Annotated in this window: 12 protein-coding genes and 1 pseudogene; 9 read left to right on the top strand and 4 right to left on the bottom strand. The window is 62.0% G+C overall.

The features are described from left to right. The first annotated feature begins 107 nt into the window (after positions 1 to 107). Entirely contained in the window at positions 108 to 1,118 is a 1,011-nt protein-coding gene (locus ACNQPL_RS18295) for a zinc-dependent alcohol dehydrogenase family protein (RefSeq protein WP_416467492.1), read from the top strand. 205 nt (positions 1,119 to 1,323) lie between these two features. Here the strand turns inward: ACNQPL_RS18295 and ACNQPL_RS18300 are convergent, their stop codons facing one another. After that, entirely contained in the window at positions 1,324 to 2,022 is a 699-nt protein-coding gene (locus ACNQPL_RS18300) for a FadR/GntR family transcriptional regulator (RefSeq protein WP_346614574.1), read from the bottom strand. Between the two features lie 263 nt (positions 2,023 to 2,285). Between ACNQPL_RS18300 and ACNQPL_RS18305 the strand changes: the two genes are divergently transcribed. Continuing rightward, entirely contained in the window at positions 2,286 to 3,638 is a 1,353-nt protein-coding gene (locus tag ACNQPL_RS18305) for an MFS transporter (RefSeq protein WP_346614573.1), read from the top strand. 19 nt (positions 3,639 to 3,657) lie between these two features. Then, complete coding sequence (gudD, locus tag ACNQPL_RS18310; RefSeq protein WP_416467493.1) at positions 3,658 to 5,013, top strand: glucarate dehydratase; 1,356 nt, start codon at positions 3,658 to 3,660, stop codon at positions 5,011 to 5,013. A 116-nt stretch (positions 5,014 to 5,129) separates the two neighbouring features. Here gudD and ACNQPL_RS18315 read toward each other — a convergent pair whose 3' ends face one another. Further along, entirely contained in the window at positions 5,130 to 6,017 is an 888-nt protein-coding gene (locus ACNQPL_RS18315) for a LysR substrate-binding domain-containing protein (protein ID WP_416467494.1), read from the bottom strand. Between the two features lie 99 nt (positions 6,018 to 6,116). Here ACNQPL_RS18315 and ACNQPL_RS18320 point away from each other — a divergent pair, with 99 nt between their 5' ends. From ACNQPL_RS18320 to ACNQPL_RS18330, 3 genes are all read left to right on the top strand, one after another. Beyond that, positions 6,117 to 7,058: a 2-hydroxyacid dehydrogenase gene (locus ACNQPL_RS18320; RefSeq protein ID WP_416467495.1), complete on the top strand. Its 942-nt coding sequence runs from the start codon at positions 6,117 to 6,119 to the stop codon at positions 7,056 to 7,058. 147 nt (positions 7,059 to 7,205) lie between these two features. Continuing rightward, the gene (locus ACNQPL_RS18325; RefSeq protein WP_416467496.1) at positions 7,206 to 8,549 is read left to right on the top strand and encodes an MFS transporter; all 1,344 of its coding nucleotides are present in this window, start codon (positions 7,206 to 7,208) and stop codon (positions 8,547 to 8,549) included. A 630-nt stretch (positions 8,550 to 9,179) separates the two neighbouring features. Beyond that, the gene (locus ACNQPL_RS18330; RefSeq protein ID WP_387531764.1) at positions 9,180 to 10,571 is read left to right on the top strand and encodes an amino acid permease; all 1,392 of its coding nucleotides are present in this window, start codon (positions 9,180 to 9,182) and stop codon (positions 10,569 to 10,571) included. Between the two features lie 16 nt (positions 10,572 to 10,587). On the opposite strand, the gene ACNQPL_RS18335 is transcribed toward ACNQPL_RS18330, so the two are convergent. Beyond that, a complete protein-coding gene (locus tag ACNQPL_RS18335; protein ID WP_416467497.1) occupies positions 10,588 to 11,451 on the bottom strand; it encodes a LysR family transcriptional regulator in 864 nt (287 codons plus the stop codon). 397 nt (positions 11,452 to 11,848) lie between these two features. Here ACNQPL_RS18335 and ACNQPL_RS18340 point away from each other — a divergent pair, with 397 nt between their 5' ends. Then, a complete protein-coding gene (locus tag ACNQPL_RS18340) occupies positions 11,849 to 13,387 on the top strand; it encodes an MFS transporter (RefSeq protein ID WP_416467498.1) in 1,539 nt (512 codons plus the stop codon). Positions 13,388 to 13,678: 291 nt separating this feature from the next. On the opposite strand, the pseudogene ACNQPL_RS18345 reads toward ACNQPL_RS18340, so the two are convergent. Next, positions 13,679 to 14,750 (bottom strand): annotated as a pseudogene (locus tag ACNQPL_RS18345) (IS630 family transposase). A 537-nt stretch (positions 14,751 to 15,287) separates the two neighbouring features. On the opposite strand from ACNQPL_RS18345, the gene ACNQPL_RS18350 reads away from it, so the two are divergent. Together ACNQPL_RS18350 and ACNQPL_RS18355 are read left to right on the top strand one after the other, a co-directional pair. Further along, positions 15,288 to 15,542 (top strand): DUF4258 domain-containing protein, encoded by a 255-nt coding sequence (locus tag ACNQPL_RS18350; protein WP_416467499.1) that lies wholly within the window; start codon positions 15,288 to 15,290, stop codon positions 15,540 to 15,542. A 30-nt stretch (positions 15,543 to 15,572) separates the two neighbouring features. Then, entirely contained in the window at positions 15,573 to 17,333 is a 1,761-nt protein-coding gene (locus ACNQPL_RS18355) for an N-6 DNA methylase (protein ID WP_416467501.1), read from the top strand. Positions 17,334 to 17,408 lie beyond the last annotated feature (75 nt).

The raw sequence follows: 17,408 nt of genomic DNA on the forward strand, positions 1-17,408 counted from the left end.
AGCCCGCTCCTACAGGCAACTCAGCATCTGTAGGAGCGGGCTTGCCCGCGATGAGGCCCGCACTGTCTATGCTCAACCCCAGTCTTTTCCCAAATGGAGAACCCGCCATGACCCATAAAGCCATCTACGTCCAACCCGGCGGCGGCTACGACAAGGTCGAAGTCGGCACCCACGACGCCGCCGCGCCCCAGGCCGGCGAGATCACCGTGCGCTTGCACGCCAGCTCCCTCAACTACCATGACTTCGCCGTGGTCAGCGGCATGTGGGGCCCGAGCGAGCGGCGTATTCCCATGGCCGATGGCGCGGGCGAAGTGACTGCGGTCGGCGCCGGCGTGAGCGAGTTCAAGGTCGGCGACAACGTGGTCAGCACCTTCTTCCCAGACTGGCTCGACGGCCAGGCGCTGGTCGAAGGCTTCGCCAGCGTGCCGGGCGATGGCATCGATGGCTATGCCCGTGAGCAAGTGACCGCCCGCGCCACCTCTTTTACCCTGGCGCCCAAAGGCTACAGCCATGCCGAGGCCGCCACACTTACCACCGCCGGCCTTACTGCCTGGCGCGCGCTGATGAGCGACGACCACCTCAAACCCGGTGATACCGTGCTGGTGCAAGGCACCGGCGGCGTGTCGATCTTTGCCCTGCAGTTCGCCAAGCTGGCGGGCGCCACGGTCATCGCCACCTCGTCCAGCGACGCCAAGCTCGAACGGCTGAAGGCCTTGGGTGCCGACCACCTGATCAACTACAAGACCACCCCGGCCTGGGGCGAGAAGGTGCGTGAGCTCACCGGCAACCGTGGCGTCGATCATGTGATCGAAGTAGGCGGGCCGGCGACCTTGGAGCAGTCGATGATCGCGGCAAAAATCGGTGGGCATGTGTCGTTGATCGGCATCCTCACCGGCGTTGCCGGGCAGCTGCCGCTGGTGCAGGCGCTGGTGCGGCAGATCCGCCTGCAAGGGGTGCTGGTGGGCAGCCGTGCGCAGCAGCAGGCGATGGTCCGGGCAATCGATGCCAACGGGCTGCGGCCGGTGGTGGATAAACACTTCGAGCTTGAGCAGATCGTCGAGGCGTTCCGTTACCAGGAGAGCAACCGGCATTTCGGCAAGATCTGCCTGACCTGGTGATGGGCTGCTGTTGACACGGTCATTGTGTGAGCCGCCCGGCGTTGTTGGGGCTGCTTTGCAGCCCTATCCGACCGGTCCGGCGCCCCGGCGAGGCCGCTCCCACAGAAGACCGCATCGGCATCAAGCCCTATGCACTACCTGTGGGAGCTGGCTTGCCAGCGATGAGGCCCGCCCAGGCAACACAAGACAGTCGCTTGCCTGAGGCCTAATCCGGCAGCAGCCGGTCCCGGCTGTTTGACAGGTGCAGGCAGATCGCCGCCCGCGCGGCATCCGGGTCTTGCCGGCGGATGGCGTTGAGGATTGCCTCATGCTCGAGGTTGGCCAGGTACGCATGCCGGGCAAGCTTAGCCCCGGCTCGTTCGGCGATGGCCATGCGGTTGCGCGGGATCAGGCCATTGCCCAACTGCGCCATCATCTCACTGAAATACAAATTGCCCGTGGCCTCGGCTATCAGCAGGTGGAAGCGCCGGTCCGCTTCGATGCAGCTGTCACCCGCAGCGGCCAGGTCCTGGTAATCGTCCAATGCCTGGCGCATACGCAGCAGTTGCTCGTCATTACGCCGGGTAGCGGCCAGGGCTGCGGCCTGGCCTTCCAGGCCGATGCGCAGCTCCAGCAGGTCGCGCACGCTGGCGGCATTCTCCACACCTACCCGCAACCCCGCCTGCGCCGGGCGCGCCATCACGAACGTGCCGATACCGTGGCGCGGCTCCACCAGGCCTGAGGCCTGCAACTTCGACAAGGCCTCGCGCACCACGGTGCGGCTGACGCCGTGTTCGCGCACGAGGGTGTTTTCCGAAGGCAGTTTGTCGCCCGGTTTGAAGGTCCCCAGCAGGATTTGCTGGGTCAGGCTGGAGACCAGGTCGTGGGCGCGGCTGTGGCCGTATTTGCGTGGCGGCTGGGACATGAGACTTCATCCGACAGGTGATTCAACTTGTACGACAAGCTAGCGGATAAAAATAATTTCTGCTGCTTTTTTCGTTGCATGGCGTAAAGGCAGCAAACGATTTCGGTGCTAATTCGCCGCATTTATGCGTTTTATCAGCTTGTATTTTGCCTTTTGAGCACTAATTGGCATCTTGTCGTACAACCATCACGCGCCTATGCTCTGGCCCACTGTCATGCAAGACCCCTCGACCCGCACAAAAACAATTAGTGGGAGATCCACCTGTGAACGACACCCTCGATCCGTCTGCCCGGGCTGGCGGCGACGTGCTGGCCAGCGCCGTGGCCAAGGTCAAGCGCCACGTCCTGCCGCTGTTCGTCATCATGTTCATCGTCAACTACCTTGACCGCGTCAACATCGGCTTCGTCCGCCCGCACCTGGAAAGCGACCTGGGCATCAGTGCCGCGGCCTATGGGTTTGGCGCCGGGCTGTTCTTCATCGGCTACGCGCTGTTCGAAGTGCCCTCCAACATGCTGTTGCAACGCGTCGGTGCGCGCCTGTGGCTGACCCGCATCATGTTCACCTGGGGGCTGGTGGCCACGGCCATGGCCTTTGTGCAGACCGAAACCCAGTTCTACGTCCTGCGCTTTCTGCTCGGCGTTGCCGAAGCGGGCTTCTTCCCTGGGGTGATCTACTACTTCACCCGCTGGCTGCCCGCGGCCGAGCGGGGCAAGGCGATTGCCATCTTCCTCAGCGGCTCGGCGCTGGCGTCGCTGATCTCCGGCCCCTTGGCCGGCGCGCTGATGCAGATCCAGGGCCTGGGCATGCACGGTTGGCAGTGGATGCTGTTCATCGAAGGCATGGCTTCGGTCACCCTGTGCTTCTTCGTGTTCTTCTGGCTGGACTCCAAACCGCATGACGCCAAGTGGCTGAGCAAGGCCGAGCAAGATGCGCTGGTGGCAACCATCGACCGCGAGCAGCGTGAGCGCGAAGCGGTCGGTACGCTCAAGGTGTCGTCCTGGAGCCTGCTCAAGGACCGCCAGATCGTGCTGTTCTGCCTGATCTACTTCTGCATCCAGCTGACCATCTACGCTGCGACCTTCTGGCTGCCGAGCATCATCAAGCGCATGGGCGACCTGAGCGACCTGCAGGTTGGGTTCTTCAACTCGATCCCATGGTTGATCTCGATCCTGGCCATGTACGCCTTCGCCGCCGGCTCGGCACGCTGGAAGTTCCAGCAGGCCTGGGTGGCCGGTGCCTTGGTGATCGCGGCCATCGGCATGTTCATGTCGACCACGGGCGGGCCGGTGTTCGCTTTTGTCGCGGTGTGTTTTGCCGCCATCGGCTTCAAGTCGGCCTCGTCGCTGTTCTGGCCGATCCCCCAGGGCTACCTGGATGCGCGCATCGCCGCGGCGGTGATCGCCCTGATCAACTCGGTCGGCAACCTTGGCGGCTTCGTCGCCCCCACGACCTTCGGCCTGCTGGAGCAGCAGACCGGGTCGATCCAGGGCGGGCTCTACGGCCTGGCCGTGACCTCGGTGCTGGCGGCCATCGCGGTGTTCTTCGTCCGCCTTCGCCCCAAGGGCGCCCCTTCCAATGAGCTCAAGGCGCCCTCGGCCCTGGGCCAGACCCACTGATGACTGCGAGATGACAACCATGAATATGCAGACCACGCCCGCCCTTCACACCAGCACCCCTGTGGTCACCGACCTGCGCGTGATCCCGGTGGCCGGCCATGACAGCATGCTGCTCAACCTCAGTGGTGCCCATGGCCCGTTCTTCACCCGCAACATCGTGGTGCTGCGCGACAGCGCCGGCAATACCGGCCTGGGTGAAGTGCCCGGTGGCGAGAAGATCCGCCAGACCCTCGAAGACGCCCGCAGCCTGGTGGTCGGCCAGCCGATCGGCCACTACCAGCGCGTGCTCAATGCCATGCGCCAGGCCTTCGCCAACCGCGATGCCGGTGGCCGTGGCCTGCAGACCTTCGACCTGCGGATCACCGTGCACGCGGTGACCGCCATCGAATCGGCGCTGCTGGACCTGCTCGGCCAGCACCTCAACGTGCCGATGGCGGCGCTGCTCGGCGAAGGGCAGCAACGCGATGCGGTGAAGATGCTCGGCTACCTGTTCTACATCGGCGACCGCCAGCAGACCGACCTGGCCTACCGTAACGAGGCCGATGCCGATGACGACTGGTTCCGTGTGCGCCACGAAAAGGCCCTGACGCCTGAAGCGGTGGTGCGCCTGGCCGAGGCGGCCAAGCAGCGTTATGGCTTCAGCGACTTCAAGCTCAAGGGTGGCGTGCTGCGTGGCGAAGAGGAAATGGAAGCCGTGACGGCCCTGGCCGAGCGCTTCCCTGAAGCGCGCATCACCCTAGACCCCAATGGCGCCTGGTCATTGAAAGAGGCCATCGCGCTGTGCCGCGACAAGCATGATGTGCTGGCCTACGCAGAAGACCCATGCGGCGCCGAGAACGGCTATTCCGGGCGCGAGGTGATGGCCGAGTTCCGCCGCGCCACCGGGCTGCCGACCGCTACCAACATGATCGCCACCGACTGGCGGCAGATGGGCCATGCGATCCAGCTGCAGTCGGTGGACATCCCCCTGGCCGACCCGCACTTCTGGACTTTGCAGGGCTCGGTGCGGGTGGCGCAGATGTGCAACGACTGGGGGCTGACCTGGGGTTCGCACTCGAACAACCACTTCGATATTTCCCTGGCGATGTTCACCCAGGTGGCAGCGGCGGCGCCCGGCGAGATCACCGCCATCGACACCCATTGGATCTGGCAGGACGGCCAGCGCCTGACCCGTGACCCGCTACGGATCGTCGACGGCCATGTGCGCGTGCCCGAGCGCCCCGGGCTGGGTGTGGAACTGGATGAGGACCAACTGGCCAAGGCCCATGAGTGCTACCGCAGCATGGGGCTGGGGGCGCGGGATGATGGCGTGGCGATGCAGTTCTTGATCCCCGGGTGGACGTTCGATAACAAACGGCCTTGCCTGGTGCGCTGAGGCTCAAGGCCTCATCGCCGGCACGCCGGCACCCACCAGTCCGCCGCCGCTCTGTGGGCTGCGAGGTCCCTGTGGGAGCCGGCTGGCCGGCGATTGGGCTGCACAGCAGCCCTCCTTCAACCTGCCTCGAAAAACGCCCGCGCCATTGCCACAAACGCTCCCAACACCGGGTTCGGATTATCCCGGCAATACGCCAGAAAAATCTCCGCCTGCTGGTCCGTCCCCACCAGCGGCCTGAACACCACCTGCTCCAACCGCAACGCCTGTGCCGAAGCAGGCACCACCGCACACCCCAGCCCGACATTCACCAAACCCAGAATCGAATGCGTCTGTCCAAGTTGATGCAGGTAACGCGGCTGCACCTCGTGCCGGGCAAACAGATTAGCGAGGCGGTCATGGAAGTAACGCCCTTCGCTGGCGCTATACATCACGAATGGCTGCCCATCGAAGTCGCTCGGCCTGAGGCGCTCGCGCGCCGCCAGCGGATGCTGGGCGGGCAGGGCGGCGACGAAGGGCTCGCGATAGATCGGCAGGTATTCCACACGCGCGCTGGGCAGCACCTGGCGCACCAGGCCGACATCGATCAGGCCTGCCTCCAGGTCATGCACCTGGGTCGCGGAGATACGCTCGCTGAGCACCAATTCGATGTCGGGCACAGTCTGGCCCGCGTGCACCAGCAGGCGCGGGATCATGCTGTAGGCACCGACTGCGGTGAAGCCCAGCGTCAGCCGGCCGGCCTCGCCATGGGCAATGCGCCGCGCCGACTGGCTGGCCGACTCGGCGATTTGCAGGATACGCCGCGCGTCTTCCAGAAAGTTCTGCCCGGCCAGGGTGAGCCGCGCCTGGCGGTTGTTGCGTTCAAGCAGCAGCACCCCGAGCGAGTGCTCCAGCAGCTGGATCTGCCGGCTCAGCGGTGGCTGGGTCATGTGCAGGCGGGTGGCGGCGCGGCCGAAGTGCAGCTCCTCGGCGACGGCCACGAAACAGCGCAACTGGTGCAGCTCCATGATTCAATTCCTGAATTATTCGATCCAGTATCTATATTAGACCTGTATCGAATGCCGGCCTAGGATCGACCCATGACCTTGAACTGCCGGATGCGAACGATGAACGAGCACACCGTCGAACTGTTGCTGACTCAACCCGTCCCCGATGCCATCGATGCGCAGTTGGTCAGCGCCTATCAAGTGCACCGCCTGTACCAACATGACAACCCGCAACAGCTGCTCGAGCAGTGCGGCCCGCGCATTCGTGGGGTGGTTACCGGCGGCGCCAAGGGCCTGTCCAATGCCTTGATGGATCAACTGCCCGCGCTGGAAATCATCGCCATCAGTGGCATCGGCACCGACGCTGTCGACCTGCAGCACGCGGCGAAACGCGGCATTCACGTGACCACCACCCCCGGTGTGCTCACCGACGATGTGGCTGATATGGCGATGGGCTTGATCCTCAGCACCTTGCGCCGCCTGGGCGAGGGCGAGCGGCTGGTGCGCGATGGCTTGTGGGGCACGGTCAACCTGCCGCTGGCGCGCAAGGCCAGTGGCATCGCGCTGGGTATCGTCGGCCTGGGGCAGGTGGGGCAGGCCATTGCCCGCCGCGCGGCCGCCTTCGACATGCGCATTGCCTACAACGGGCGCCGTGAACAGCCGGGCTGCGGCTACCGCTTTGTCGCCGACCTGGTCGAGCTGGCGCGCTCGGTGGATGTACTGGTGGTGGCGGCCTCTGCCGATGGCGGCAAGGTGCTGGTGACCGCTGAAGTGCTCGATGCGCTGGGCCCGGAGGGTTACCTGATCAACGTGGCGCGCGGCAAGTTGGTGGATGAGCACGCGCTGGTGGAGGCGTTGCGCGAACAGCGGATTGCCGGTGCCGGGCTGGATGTGTTTGTCGATGAACCACATGTGCCGCCCGCTTTGCGTGACCTCAACAATGTGAGCCTGCAGCCGCACCGTGGCAGCGCCACCCTGCAGACCCGGCTGGAAATGGGCCGCATGGTGCTGGCCAACCTGGCGGCCTGTTTCCGCGGCGAGGTGCCACCTAACCGCGCGTAACGCCTGGCACAGGCACCGCGCTGTACCCCAGGGCGCTGCAAACACTGTGGGAGCCGGCTTGCCGGCGACAGGGCCAGTAGCGACACCCCAGGCCACACCTTCTTTCCACAAGAACAATCGCTTCCACCGAGAAGCAAGAGGGTTCACATGAACAGCAAATCCGCCGTAGCCGCACCGCAGGCGGTGGCCGCGATCGGCCGCCATCGCTTCCTGGTGCTGGCGCTGATCTTCGTCATCACCGTAATCAACTACGCCGACCGCGCCACCCTGTCGATCACCGGCACCGAGGTACTCAACGACCTCGGCCTCGACCCGGTCATGCTCGGCATGATCTTCTCCGCGTTCGCCTGGGCCTACGCCCTCGGCCAGGTGCCCGGTGGCTGGCTGCTGGACCGCTTCGGTGCGCGGCGCGTGTATGGCGTCAGCCTGATCCTCTGGTCATTGTTCACGTTGCTGCAGGGCACGGTCGGCTGGATGGGCCTGGCAGGTGTGTCGGCGGCGGTTGCGCTGTTCTCCATGCGCTTCATGCTCGGCCTGGTGGAGTCGCCCGCCTTCCCGGCCAACTCGCGCATCGTCAGCTGCTGGTTCCCCACCCGCGAGCGCGGCACCGCGTCGGCGATGTTCAACTCGGCGCAGTACATGGCGGTGGTCGTGTTCGCGCCGCTGATGGCGTGGATGACCCACACCCTGAGCTGGGAGCAGGTGTTCATCTGGATGGGCGTGCTTGGGTTAGTGTTGAGCGTGGTGTGGTTCCGCCTTTACCACGAACCGCACAGTGCACCCGGGCTGAGCCGTGAAGAACTCGACTACATGCGCGAGGGCGGCGCACTGGTCGACCTGGAAAAAGAACGCAAGACGGCCAAGAGCAAGCCGACCCGCGCCGAACTCGCGCTGCTGTTCACCAGCCGCAACCTGTGGGCGGTGTACCTGGGCCAGTACTGCATCACCGCGCTCACCTACTTCTTCATCACCTGGTTCCCGATCTACCTGATCAAGGGCCGCGGCATGACCATCATGGAAGCCGGCTGGGTCGCGGCGCTGCCCGCCATCTGCGGCTTTACCGGTGGCATTCTCGGCGGCTTCGTCTCCGACTGGTTGATCCGCCGTGGCGTGCACCCGTCCAGGGCGCGCAAGACCCCCTTCGTGATCGGCATGGCGTTATCCACCACCTTGGTGCTGGCCAACTATGTCGACAGCAACGCAGCCGTGATCGCCATGATGACCCTGGCCTTCTTCGGCAAAGGCCTGGCGGCAGTGGGTTGGGCGGTGCTCTCGGACGTGGCGCCGAAGAAAATGGTCGGCCTGTGTGGGGGCGTGTTCAACGGCATCGGCAACATCGCCGGCATCGTCACCCCGCTGGTGATCGGCTACGTGGTGGCCAGCACCGGCTCGTTCCACAACGCACTCTGGTTCGTGGCCGCCCATGGCGTGCTGGGGATCCTCGCTTACCTGTTGCTGGCCAGGCGCTTCGAGCGTACCGGGCAGGCGTAGGCAGACGCCTTGGCAACAGAGGCCCCGGGAGACCGGGGCTTTTTTGTGGGAGCTGGAAATCGCTTTTGACAGTGCCGGCCCTTTCGCGGGGCAAGCCCGCTCCCACAGGTACATCACTGCCACAGAGAGCAGTGCAGTACCTGTGAAAGCCCAGGACACCACTCCCCTTGAGAGCAGTGCAGTAACTGTGGGAGCTCAGGTACACCACTGCCCCCTGGAGCAGTGCAGTAATTGTGGAAGCACAGGTACACCACTGCCCCTGAGAGCAGTGCAGCACCTATGTGGGAGCGGGCTTGCCCCGCGAAGAGGCCGGCCGGCCCAACGCATATCCAGATGAAAAACGGAACCTTCAATTGGCCAGCAGGCGCATTTGGATACGCCATTCACGACATCTGGCGTTTATGGAAATGCCCTGTCGTGATCGAACAGTTCCGAGGCGTTCTCGTGTAATTTCCCACAGCCTCACGGGGCTTAAATGAAACCCGAATTGCACTGACACCTTGCGCTGTGACGCGTGCCAAAGATCAACAACAGTGCGCATACAAGGTGTCGACTTATTGATTTCAAAGGAGATATTTTCGCCTACGCCTGCCCGTCCTTCCTTGTGTCAGCAAAAAGAGAACAACATCAATGAACACCGTGGGATCTGATGGCAACCTTGCACAAGGTTTCAAGCCACGTCATGTAACGATGCTGTCCATCGCGGGCATCATCGGTGCCGGACTATTCGTCGGCTCCGGGCACGCCATTGCGGCGGCCGGGCCAGCCACCATTGTTTCTTACTTCGTGGCCGGCACCTTGGTAGTGCTGGTGATGCGCATGCTCGGCGAAATGGCCGTGGCGCATCCCGACACCGGCTCGTTCTCCACTTACGCCGACCAGGCCATTGGCCGCTGGGCCGGCTACACCATCGGCTGGCTGTACTGGTGGTTCTGGGTGCTGGTGATCCCGATCGAAGCGCTGGCTGCAGGCCATGTGCTCAACGCCTGGTTCCCGCAGGTGGACAGCTGGATCTTCGCCCTGGCGTCGGTGTTGCTGCTGGCCGGCACCAACCTGTTCAGCGTGGCCAAGTACGGTGAGTTCGAGTTCTGGTTCGCCATCCTCAAGGTCACGGCCATTCTCTGCTTCATCGGCGCCGGCTTCGCCGCCCTGATGGGCTGGCTGCCCGACCGCGAAGTCAGCGGCCTGAGCGGGTTGATGAAGGAGTACGGCGGCTTTGCGCCGAACGGCTGGTCTGCCGTGATCGGTGCGTTCATCACCGTGATGTTCAGCTTCATCGGCACCGAGGCCGTGACCATTGCCGCATCGGAATCCAGCGACCCCTCGCGCAACATCGCCAAGGCGACCCGCTCGGTGATCTGGCGCATCAGCACCTTCTACATCCTGTCGATCTTCGTGATCATCTCGATCGTGCCGTGGAACGACCCGCAGCTGGCAGTGGTGGGCTCGTACCAGCGTGCACTGGAAATCATGAACATCCCCAACGCCGGCTTCCTGGTCGACCTGGTAGTCCTGGTGGCGGTGACCAGCTGCATGAACTCATCGATCTATATCGCCTCGCGCATGATGTATTCGCTGGCCAAGCGCGGCGACGCCCCGGCCTTCCTGAAGCACACCTCCAAGGTCGGCGTGCCACGCGCTGCGGTGTTCGGCAGCACGCTGATCGGCGCTGCCATCGCGGTGCTCAACTACTTCGCACCCAAGGGCGTGTTCGAGTTCCTGCTGGCCAGCTCCGGCGCCATCGCCTTGCTGGTGTACATGGTCATCGCCATCTCCCAGCTGCGCATGCGCCGCCGCCTGGAGCGCGAGAACGCCCAGCTGAAATTCCGCATGTGGCTGTTCCCGTGGCTGACCTGGGCGGTGATCATCTTCATCGCCGGCGCGCTGGCGGTGATGATGTACACGCCGGAGCACCGGGCGGAGGTGAGTTCGACGCTGGGGCTGGCGATCGTGATCTCGTTCCTCGGCATCGTGACCTCGCGGGGGCATGCGCAAGCAGTGGCGGCGCGGTCGGTGGGGTGATTGGGTTCACCCGGCGCTAGCCACCCATCATTTCGATGTACCTGTTCACCGCTGGCGCTTTCTCGAAGCGCCGGTGGATCAGGCTCAACCACGAACTGGCTTCACTGTCGGCGATCCGCCGGTAGTTCACCTGTGGCAGGCTGATGCGCTGCACCACCGACTCTGGCACCACCGCAATCCCTTGCCCCAGCGACACCAAGGTAATCACCGCCACCAGGCTGCCGGGTTGCGGCCCCAGCCGTGGGACGAAACCACCCTGCGCCGCGGCCTCGAGCGTCCCGGAAATCTGCTCTGGCAGAATGAAGGTCTCGTTGGCCAGGCGCGCCGCCGGAATCTGCGGCAGTTCGTTGATCCGCGAACTGGCGGGCAGGGCGAGCACGAAACCTTCCTGATGCAAGGCGATGGCTTCGAGTTCTTCTGGCAACTCCATCGGTGAGCGCACGTAGGCCAGGTCGAGCAGCCCATCACGCACCATGCCCGGTAGCTCGGCCATGGGCAGTTCCCGAATGTTTAAGCGCACGCCGGGGTGAGCAGCGCTGAAGCCGGTCACCTGGCGCTGCAGCATGCCGGAATAGGCCGCCGACGCAACGTAACCCAATTCGATGCTGCCACTTTCACCCCGCCCCGCACGTTGCGCCCCCAGTTGCGCGGCATCGAACTGGCGCACCGCCTGGTCGGCCTCAATCAACAGCGCCTGCCCGGCCGCCGTCAGGTTGACCTCGCGCTGATTGCGCTCGAACAGCCGCACACCCAGCTCGCGTTCCATGTCCTGGATCTGCCGGCTGAGGGTCGGCGGGGCGATGCCCAGCTGCTCGGCGGCACGGGTGAAATGGCCGTGCCGGGCGACGCAGAGGAAGTAGCGGAAATGACGGATTTCCATGGGCGGGTGACCTGTGGGTTTCGCTTCTTGAAACACTTGTACAGGGCTGAGCACCACAAGGGAACTGGCCGGCGGCGTTAGCGGTTTCACGCGTGCTGTTACCTGCAAGCTAATGATGCCGGCCGCTGGAGCTAACAATCTTTTGGGGTGGCGGCGTTAAGGTGAAGCCAACATCAAAAGGCGGGTGTCTTGGCGGCACAGCTTGCCTTTGAGATTGCCGGGCCGCTGCGCGCCCCATCGCCGGCAAGCCAGCTCCTACCTTTACAGCAGCGTGTGGAAGATCGGCGCATTACTGTGGGAGCTGGCTTGCCGGCGATGGGGCGCGTAGCGGCCCCGGCAATCTCAAAGGCAACAACCGTTCCCCAAGGCAACCCGCCCTGCCTTTTGGAGCCCCACCATGCCCTCTGCGCGTTTCACGCTACTGACCGCCTCCCTGGTCTGCGCCCTGATCATCCTCGACACCAACATCGTCGCCGTCAGCCTGCCCAGCATCGCCCGCGACCTGTCCGGCTCGTTCGCCGATATCGAGTGGGTCGTCAGTGCCTACCTGCTGGCCTTCGCCGCCTGCCTGCTGCCCGCCGGCAGCCTGGCCGACCGCTTCGGCCGCCAGCGCATGCTGCTGCTCGGCCTGGCGGTGTTCGGCGCCGCCTCCCTTGCCTGCGGCGCGGCCCCAAGCCTGCTGTTCCTCGACCTCGCCCGTGCCGCCAAAGGCATCGGCGCCGCCATGCTGCTGACCGCAGCACTGGCCGCCATCGGCCACCGCTTCCACGAACCCCAGGCACGCATGCGCGCCTGGGCCTTCTGGGGCGCCTGCATGGGCGCGACCATCACCTTCGCGCCACTGCTCGGCGGCGTAATCGCCAGCACCCTCGGCTGGCGCTGGATCTTCTACATCAACCTGCCGCTGGTGGCCGTGCTCGCCCTGATGGTGCTGCGCAGCGTCGAAGAATCCCGCGACAGCGACGCCGCCCGGCTCGACCCCATGGGCAGCCTGACCTTCGCCGGCAGCCTCGGCTGCCTGATCTGGGCGATGATCGAAGCCAACCAAGTCGGTTGGACCAGCGTAGACACCCTTGGCCGCCTGCTGATCAGCGCCTTCCTGTTCAGCCTGTTCATCATGGTCGAGCGCAGCCAGCCACGGCCCATGATCGACCTGCAACTGATGCGCAGCGCCCGCTTCATCGGCGCCCTGCTCGGCATGTTCGCCTACGCCGCCTGCGCGCAGGTGATGATGACGCTGTTGCCGCTGTACCTGCAGAACGGGCTGCAGATGTCCGCGTTGGCGGCAGGGGCGGGAATGTTGCCGTTTGCAGTCGCCATGCTGCTGATGCCCCGGGTCGGCATGCGCCTGGCAGGCCGTTGGAGCCCGGCGCAGGTGTTTGCCCTGGGGCTGGTGTTGGTTGGGGTGGGCAATTTGCTGTGTGCCTGGGCGGTCGGGCAGGGCGGTTACCTGGCCTTCGCGTTGGCTAGCATCGTGCTCGGGGCGGGGGCAGGGCTGCTGAATGGGGATACGCAGAAGAACATCATGGCCTGCGTGCCCCGCGAGCGGACGGGGATGGCGTCGGGGTTGAGTACGACTACCCGGTTTGGGGCGATCGTGATTGCTATAGGCGTGTTGGGCGGGGTGCTGGCGGCGCGCAGTGGGCAGTTGTTGCGGGACGCCGTGGCAGGGGTGGCGCCGGAGCAGTTGGGGAAGGTTAGTGGTATGGCTACTCGGGTTGCGGCGGGGGATTTGCAGGCTGCGCTGTCGTTGCTTGAGCCGGGGTTGCGTGAGGTGGTGGCGCCGTTGGCGCGGGGAGCGTTTGCTGGGGGATTTGAGACGGTGTTGGTGACGGCGGGGGTGGTGGCGCTGGTGTTTGCGGTGGTGGTGGGGGGGCTGCTGGGACGGCCGATTCCGGAGCGGGGGGCGGCGGCATTGCAAGGCGCGCGGGTATAAAAAAGTCACCTGGTTTACCAGGTGCCTTTTACGTGTTTGGTGGGCCGGGGTGATCTGAAATAAGTCGGTATCTAGTTGTTTTTGCGAGTAAAAAATTGTTTGATTAATATGCTTGGAATACCAGTTGGAACGCTGCGTGGACTGGATTCCGATGGGCGGTGCATTTTGAGGATCGCCCCAAAAACGACTCGGGGCCAACTCTATCTAGTAAGTAGTCGCGCTGTTCATTGTTGCTTCTGCGCTCGCAGGTACAGGGTGCCTAGTGCGGTGTTTCAAAAATACCACAGAAAATTATTTGCCCAGCGTTCGCGCCGCGCGAGCGAGTGAGGCGAGGATGTCCTCGGCCTTCTCGTGCCACCGGAATGGCTTTGGGTTTTGGTAGTAGGTTTCCAGGTAGTGCGCTATCGACGCCTCCAGATCCTTAACGCTGACATGTGCCTGGCGCTTGATCCACTTCTCGCTCAGCGTTGAGAAAAACCGCTCAACCGAATTCAGCCATGACGCCGAGGTCGGAGTGAAGTGGATTTTGTAGCGAGGTCGCTCCGCAAGCCACGCTCTGACCTTTTCAGTCATGTGGGTCGCATAGTTGTCCATGATCAGATGAATCGGCATATCGGCAGACACTGACGTATCGATCTCTCTCAAAAAAGCGAGGAACTCAGTCCTGCGATGTTGGCGTTTGAGTCGGCCGATCACCTCACCTGTAGCCACATCCAGGGCAGCAAACAGCGAGGTCGTCCCGTGCCGTTTTAGTCATCTGTGCGGGTTGCAGGGTTACTTGGGGAAAGCGGTAAGCCGGGCTGCGTGCGGTTCGACGCTTGGATCTGGCTCTTTTCATCAACGCAAAGCACCAGGGCTCGTTCAGGTGGGTTCAAGTTGAGCCCAACGTGTCGTGCACCTTGTCGACAAGCAATGGATCAGTAGAAAGCTTGAAGGTCTTTTCCAAGTGCGGCTTGATCCCGAATGCGTGCCAGATACGCATCACGCTCGCAGGAGACAGGGCCGTCTCACGACTCATTCGCCGCGTGCTCCAGTGACTGGAATCGTCAGGCTTCCCTTGCAGCACTTGGTGTACCACTTGCTGAACTTGCTCATCGGAAATGGTGCGTGGTTGGGCAGAGCGCGATTCATCGTTCAGTCCCAGCAGCCCTAATTTAGAGAGGCGTTGGCGCCACCGCGAAACCACATCCTTACTCGTACCCAAACGCTGAGCGATGTTATTGCCTAACTCGCCTGCGGCACAGGCGAGGAATATCTCTGCGCGTAGGCCAGCATCCTGAGGGCCTTTGCGAAGTTTGATTCGGCGTAGCAGTTCCGACCTGTCAGTTTCGGAAAGGGTAATGACGGTTGCTGGTCGGCCCACGTTGATGCCCTTGAATAGTGAGCTTCTACAGAGCTTAGCTCAGATTTTCAGCGCTCTTTCTGAAACACCACAGTAGCCTGGGTACTGGTTGGGCGCGAGCGCAGGGGATCAACATGAAACGAGCCGTCGGACAGGGGACGTTGCAGGGTTTACTCGAGACTGGGGCGGCGTGGGAGTTTACGGTTCTGTGGGAGGTGGCAGCCTAGCGGCTGGAATTGTGCCTCGGGGCCAAGTGTTTGCCAATTTGGTCGCGACGGGAGCAGGGAGGGAGTGGCGCTCGCTGATCGCAGTCGGGCGATTCTGCGAAGGAGTGGACATCCAGGTGCTGGCGGTCGAGTTGTAGAGGGTGGCGCCCGTGTGTTTCTGACGCATCGACTATTCCTGCGCCTACAAGACAGGTGGCGTCTTCAGCGAACAAAAGAATGTCATTCATGTGAATACGCAACACAGAAAATAAAAACGCATTCGATGCTTTATTGACACAAGAAAAGCTTTCCTCTACATTCAGCTCATGATCAGCCGCCAGGAGCACATTGCATGCACACCACTCACCACTGCAAAGCCCGCCAAACCCAGCGCGGCATCCCGCTCAAAATGATCGACTACGTTCTTGCTCACGGCACTGTGGATCAGGACAAATTCATCATCGGTGCCAAGGAAGCCAAGCAACGCCTGGCGGATTTAGAGAGGGAAAAGCGCTTACTGATGAAGATCCAAGATAAGGGAGGCGTCGTGGTCGTGGCGGAAGGAGATGTGCTGATTACCGCCTACAACCGCACTCAGCGCGCTTAATTGCCTACTCGCCCTCTTTCAGGAAGCCGCATGAACGAAAAAATTTTCTTCCAGCTCATGGATTCGATACGTGGAATCGCGACGCCCCATGCCTCTCTATCGCTGATTCTTCAGCTGCTGTGTTGGCAGAAGCTGTCCAAAGACTTGGATGTTCCAGTGGAACTCCGTTTCGAAACGGTGGCGGATCAGGGGCTGGCAGAACAAGTTGTGGCACTGCGTCAATTGCAGCCTTATGCGATGTTTCCGTTCATCGATGAAGGGGTTTGGCAAAGCCTCCATGGCGTGCGAGACCTTTCTCCGCTCATGCAAAAGATTCGTGCTTTGGAAGCCCAAGGTTTACTAGACGCTCTAACTGTAGACGATACCTGCTTTTGGGCAGCTGACTATAGCCAAGGTATTTTTGGGTACGCCCCAACTTTGTGTAACTTGCTGGTCGCTCTTGCAGAAATCACCCCTCAACAAAAAGTGTATGTTCCTTGGGAAGGGTCTGGACAGATTGCGGCGAGGGCTTTACGCAGTAATGCAAAAGTATGGGTTGAATCCCAAACTCCCACAACACCTGCGCAAGTCCTTAACCTGATCAATCCAGCTGACTGGGAGCTGCACCCTACCAATCCAGTACAAGCGCCTGCAGCTCTTGAAAAAGCCCAGCTGATCCAGTTTGATGCGGCAGTCTGTACTCCCCCGATGGGTGTCCGCTACTCTCCGGAAATCTCTGGAAATGACCTTTGGGGGCGGTTTGAAGAGAAAACGCCGGTTGGTAACGTTCTTCATATCCAGCACCTCTTGGCTCAGACCAAGGGCCGAATCGTGGTCACTGTTCCAAATTCCGTACTGTTCGGTAAAGGTGCTGAAAAGCAACTGCGCGAGTATTTGCTCAAGCATGGCTATCTTCACATCGTCATCGCATTGCCTGCCGGCCTGTGTACCCACACCGCAATCCCACTAACCATTCTTGTTATGAGTAAAAGCCGTCGGACTGATGCCATACGCTTCGTGAATGCCGACACTGACGAGTTCCGTGAGCTTTCGGCGAAAAAACGCTGTGCACTGAAGAATGTCCCTGATTTGCTGGCATTAATCGCGAACACGAGCACCTCTGCTTTTGCGGCCAGTATCCCGATCAGCCAGATTGCTGATAATGACTTCAGCCTTGAGGTCAACCGTTACGTATTAGATGAGTCGGCGCGCAGGCTGAATGAGTCGCTGACACGTTATGAAACCCGTAAACTGGGCGAACTGTTTGACATCATCCGTCCGCGCCAGCATACGACTGCTTCACGCGGTGAGCAGGTGTGGGAAGTACAGGCTCAAGACATCCCGCAGTACGGCTACATAAAAAACGCCAGTAAAGAAACGCAATTTGATCTCGATTCCCCCAAGTCAAATTCATATTTCATCAGGCCTAATGATGTCCTGATGACATTCAAAGGAGTCGTTGGCAAAACAGGTATCGCAGGCGATGTCCCAAAGTCAGGGAAGGATGGCTGGATAACAGGTCAGTCTCTGGTAATTTTGCGCTGCCGATTCCCTGAAATCTATCCTCCAAAAGCACTTTTAATTTATCTGCGGTCGGCCATGGGCCAAGGGCTACTGAGCCGAATGGCAGTCGGTGCCTCGATTCCATCACTCCAGCTCTCGGCACTCAAGGAATTGGAAATTCCCATGCCCTCAGTTGAGGTTATGCAGCCAATGGTTCTGGCATTCGACGAAGAGGCTCAAATCCAGGCTGAAATCGAGCGCCTGCGCAACCGGCAGACAGAGTTATCTAGCGACTTTTGGTCGCTCTGATCCGCGCCCGACAAGCAGGAATAATCTTCCTGTCGAGTGCCGAACTTACAACCTTGTTATTAAAAACGGATACAA

It is taken from the genome of Pseudomonas sp. LFS044 (assembly GCF_047978245.1).
In the GTDB taxonomy this organism is placed as follows: Bacteria; Pseudomonadota; Gammaproteobacteria; order Pseudomonadales; family Pseudomonadaceae; genus Aquipseudomonas.

Excerpts from the sequence above, each read along its gene's own strand:
- gudD (WP_416467493.1), top strand. The coding sequence starts at position 3,658 with ATGAATATGCAGACCACGCCCGCCCTTCACACCAGCACCCCTGTGGTC.
- ACNQPL_RS18355 (WP_416467501.1), top strand. The coding sequence starts at position 15,573 with ATGAACGAAAAAATTTTCTTCCAGCTCATGGATTCGATACGTGGAATC.
- ACNQPL_RS18300 (WP_346614574.1), bottom strand. The coding sequence starts at position 2,022 with ATGTCCCAGCCGCCACGCAAATACGGCCACAGCCGCGCCCACGACCTG.
- ACNQPL_RS18315 (WP_416467494.1), bottom strand. The coding sequence starts at position 6,017 with ATGGAGCTGCACCAGTTGCGCTGTTTCGTGGCCGTCGCCGAGGAGCTG.
- ACNQPL_RS18350 (WP_416467499.1), top strand. The coding sequence starts at position 15,288 with ATGCACACCACTCACCACTGCAAAGCCCGCCAAACCCAGCGCGGCATC.
- ACNQPL_RS18340 (WP_416467498.1), top strand. The coding sequence starts at position 11,849 with ATGCCCTCTGCGCGTTTCACGCTACTGACCGCCTCCCTGGTCTGCGCC.
- ACNQPL_RS18320 (WP_416467495.1), top strand. The coding sequence starts at position 6,117 with ATGAACGAGCACACCGTCGAACTGTTGCTGACTCAACCCGTCCCCGAT.
- ACNQPL_RS18325 (WP_416467496.1), top strand. The coding sequence starts at position 7,206 with ATGAACAGCAAATCCGCCGTAGCCGCACCGCAGGCGGTGGCCGCGATC.
- ACNQPL_RS18335 (WP_416467497.1), bottom strand. The coding sequence starts at position 11,451 with ATGGAAATCCGTCATTTCCGCTACTTCCTCTGCGTCGCCCGGCACGGC.
- ACNQPL_RS18330 (WP_387531764.1), top strand. The coding sequence starts at position 9,180 with ATGAACACCGTGGGATCTGATGGCAACCTTGCACAAGGTTTCAAGCCA.
- ACNQPL_RS18295 (WP_416467492.1), top strand. The coding sequence starts at position 108 with ATGACCCATAAAGCCATCTACGTCCAACCCGGCGGCGGCTACGACAAG.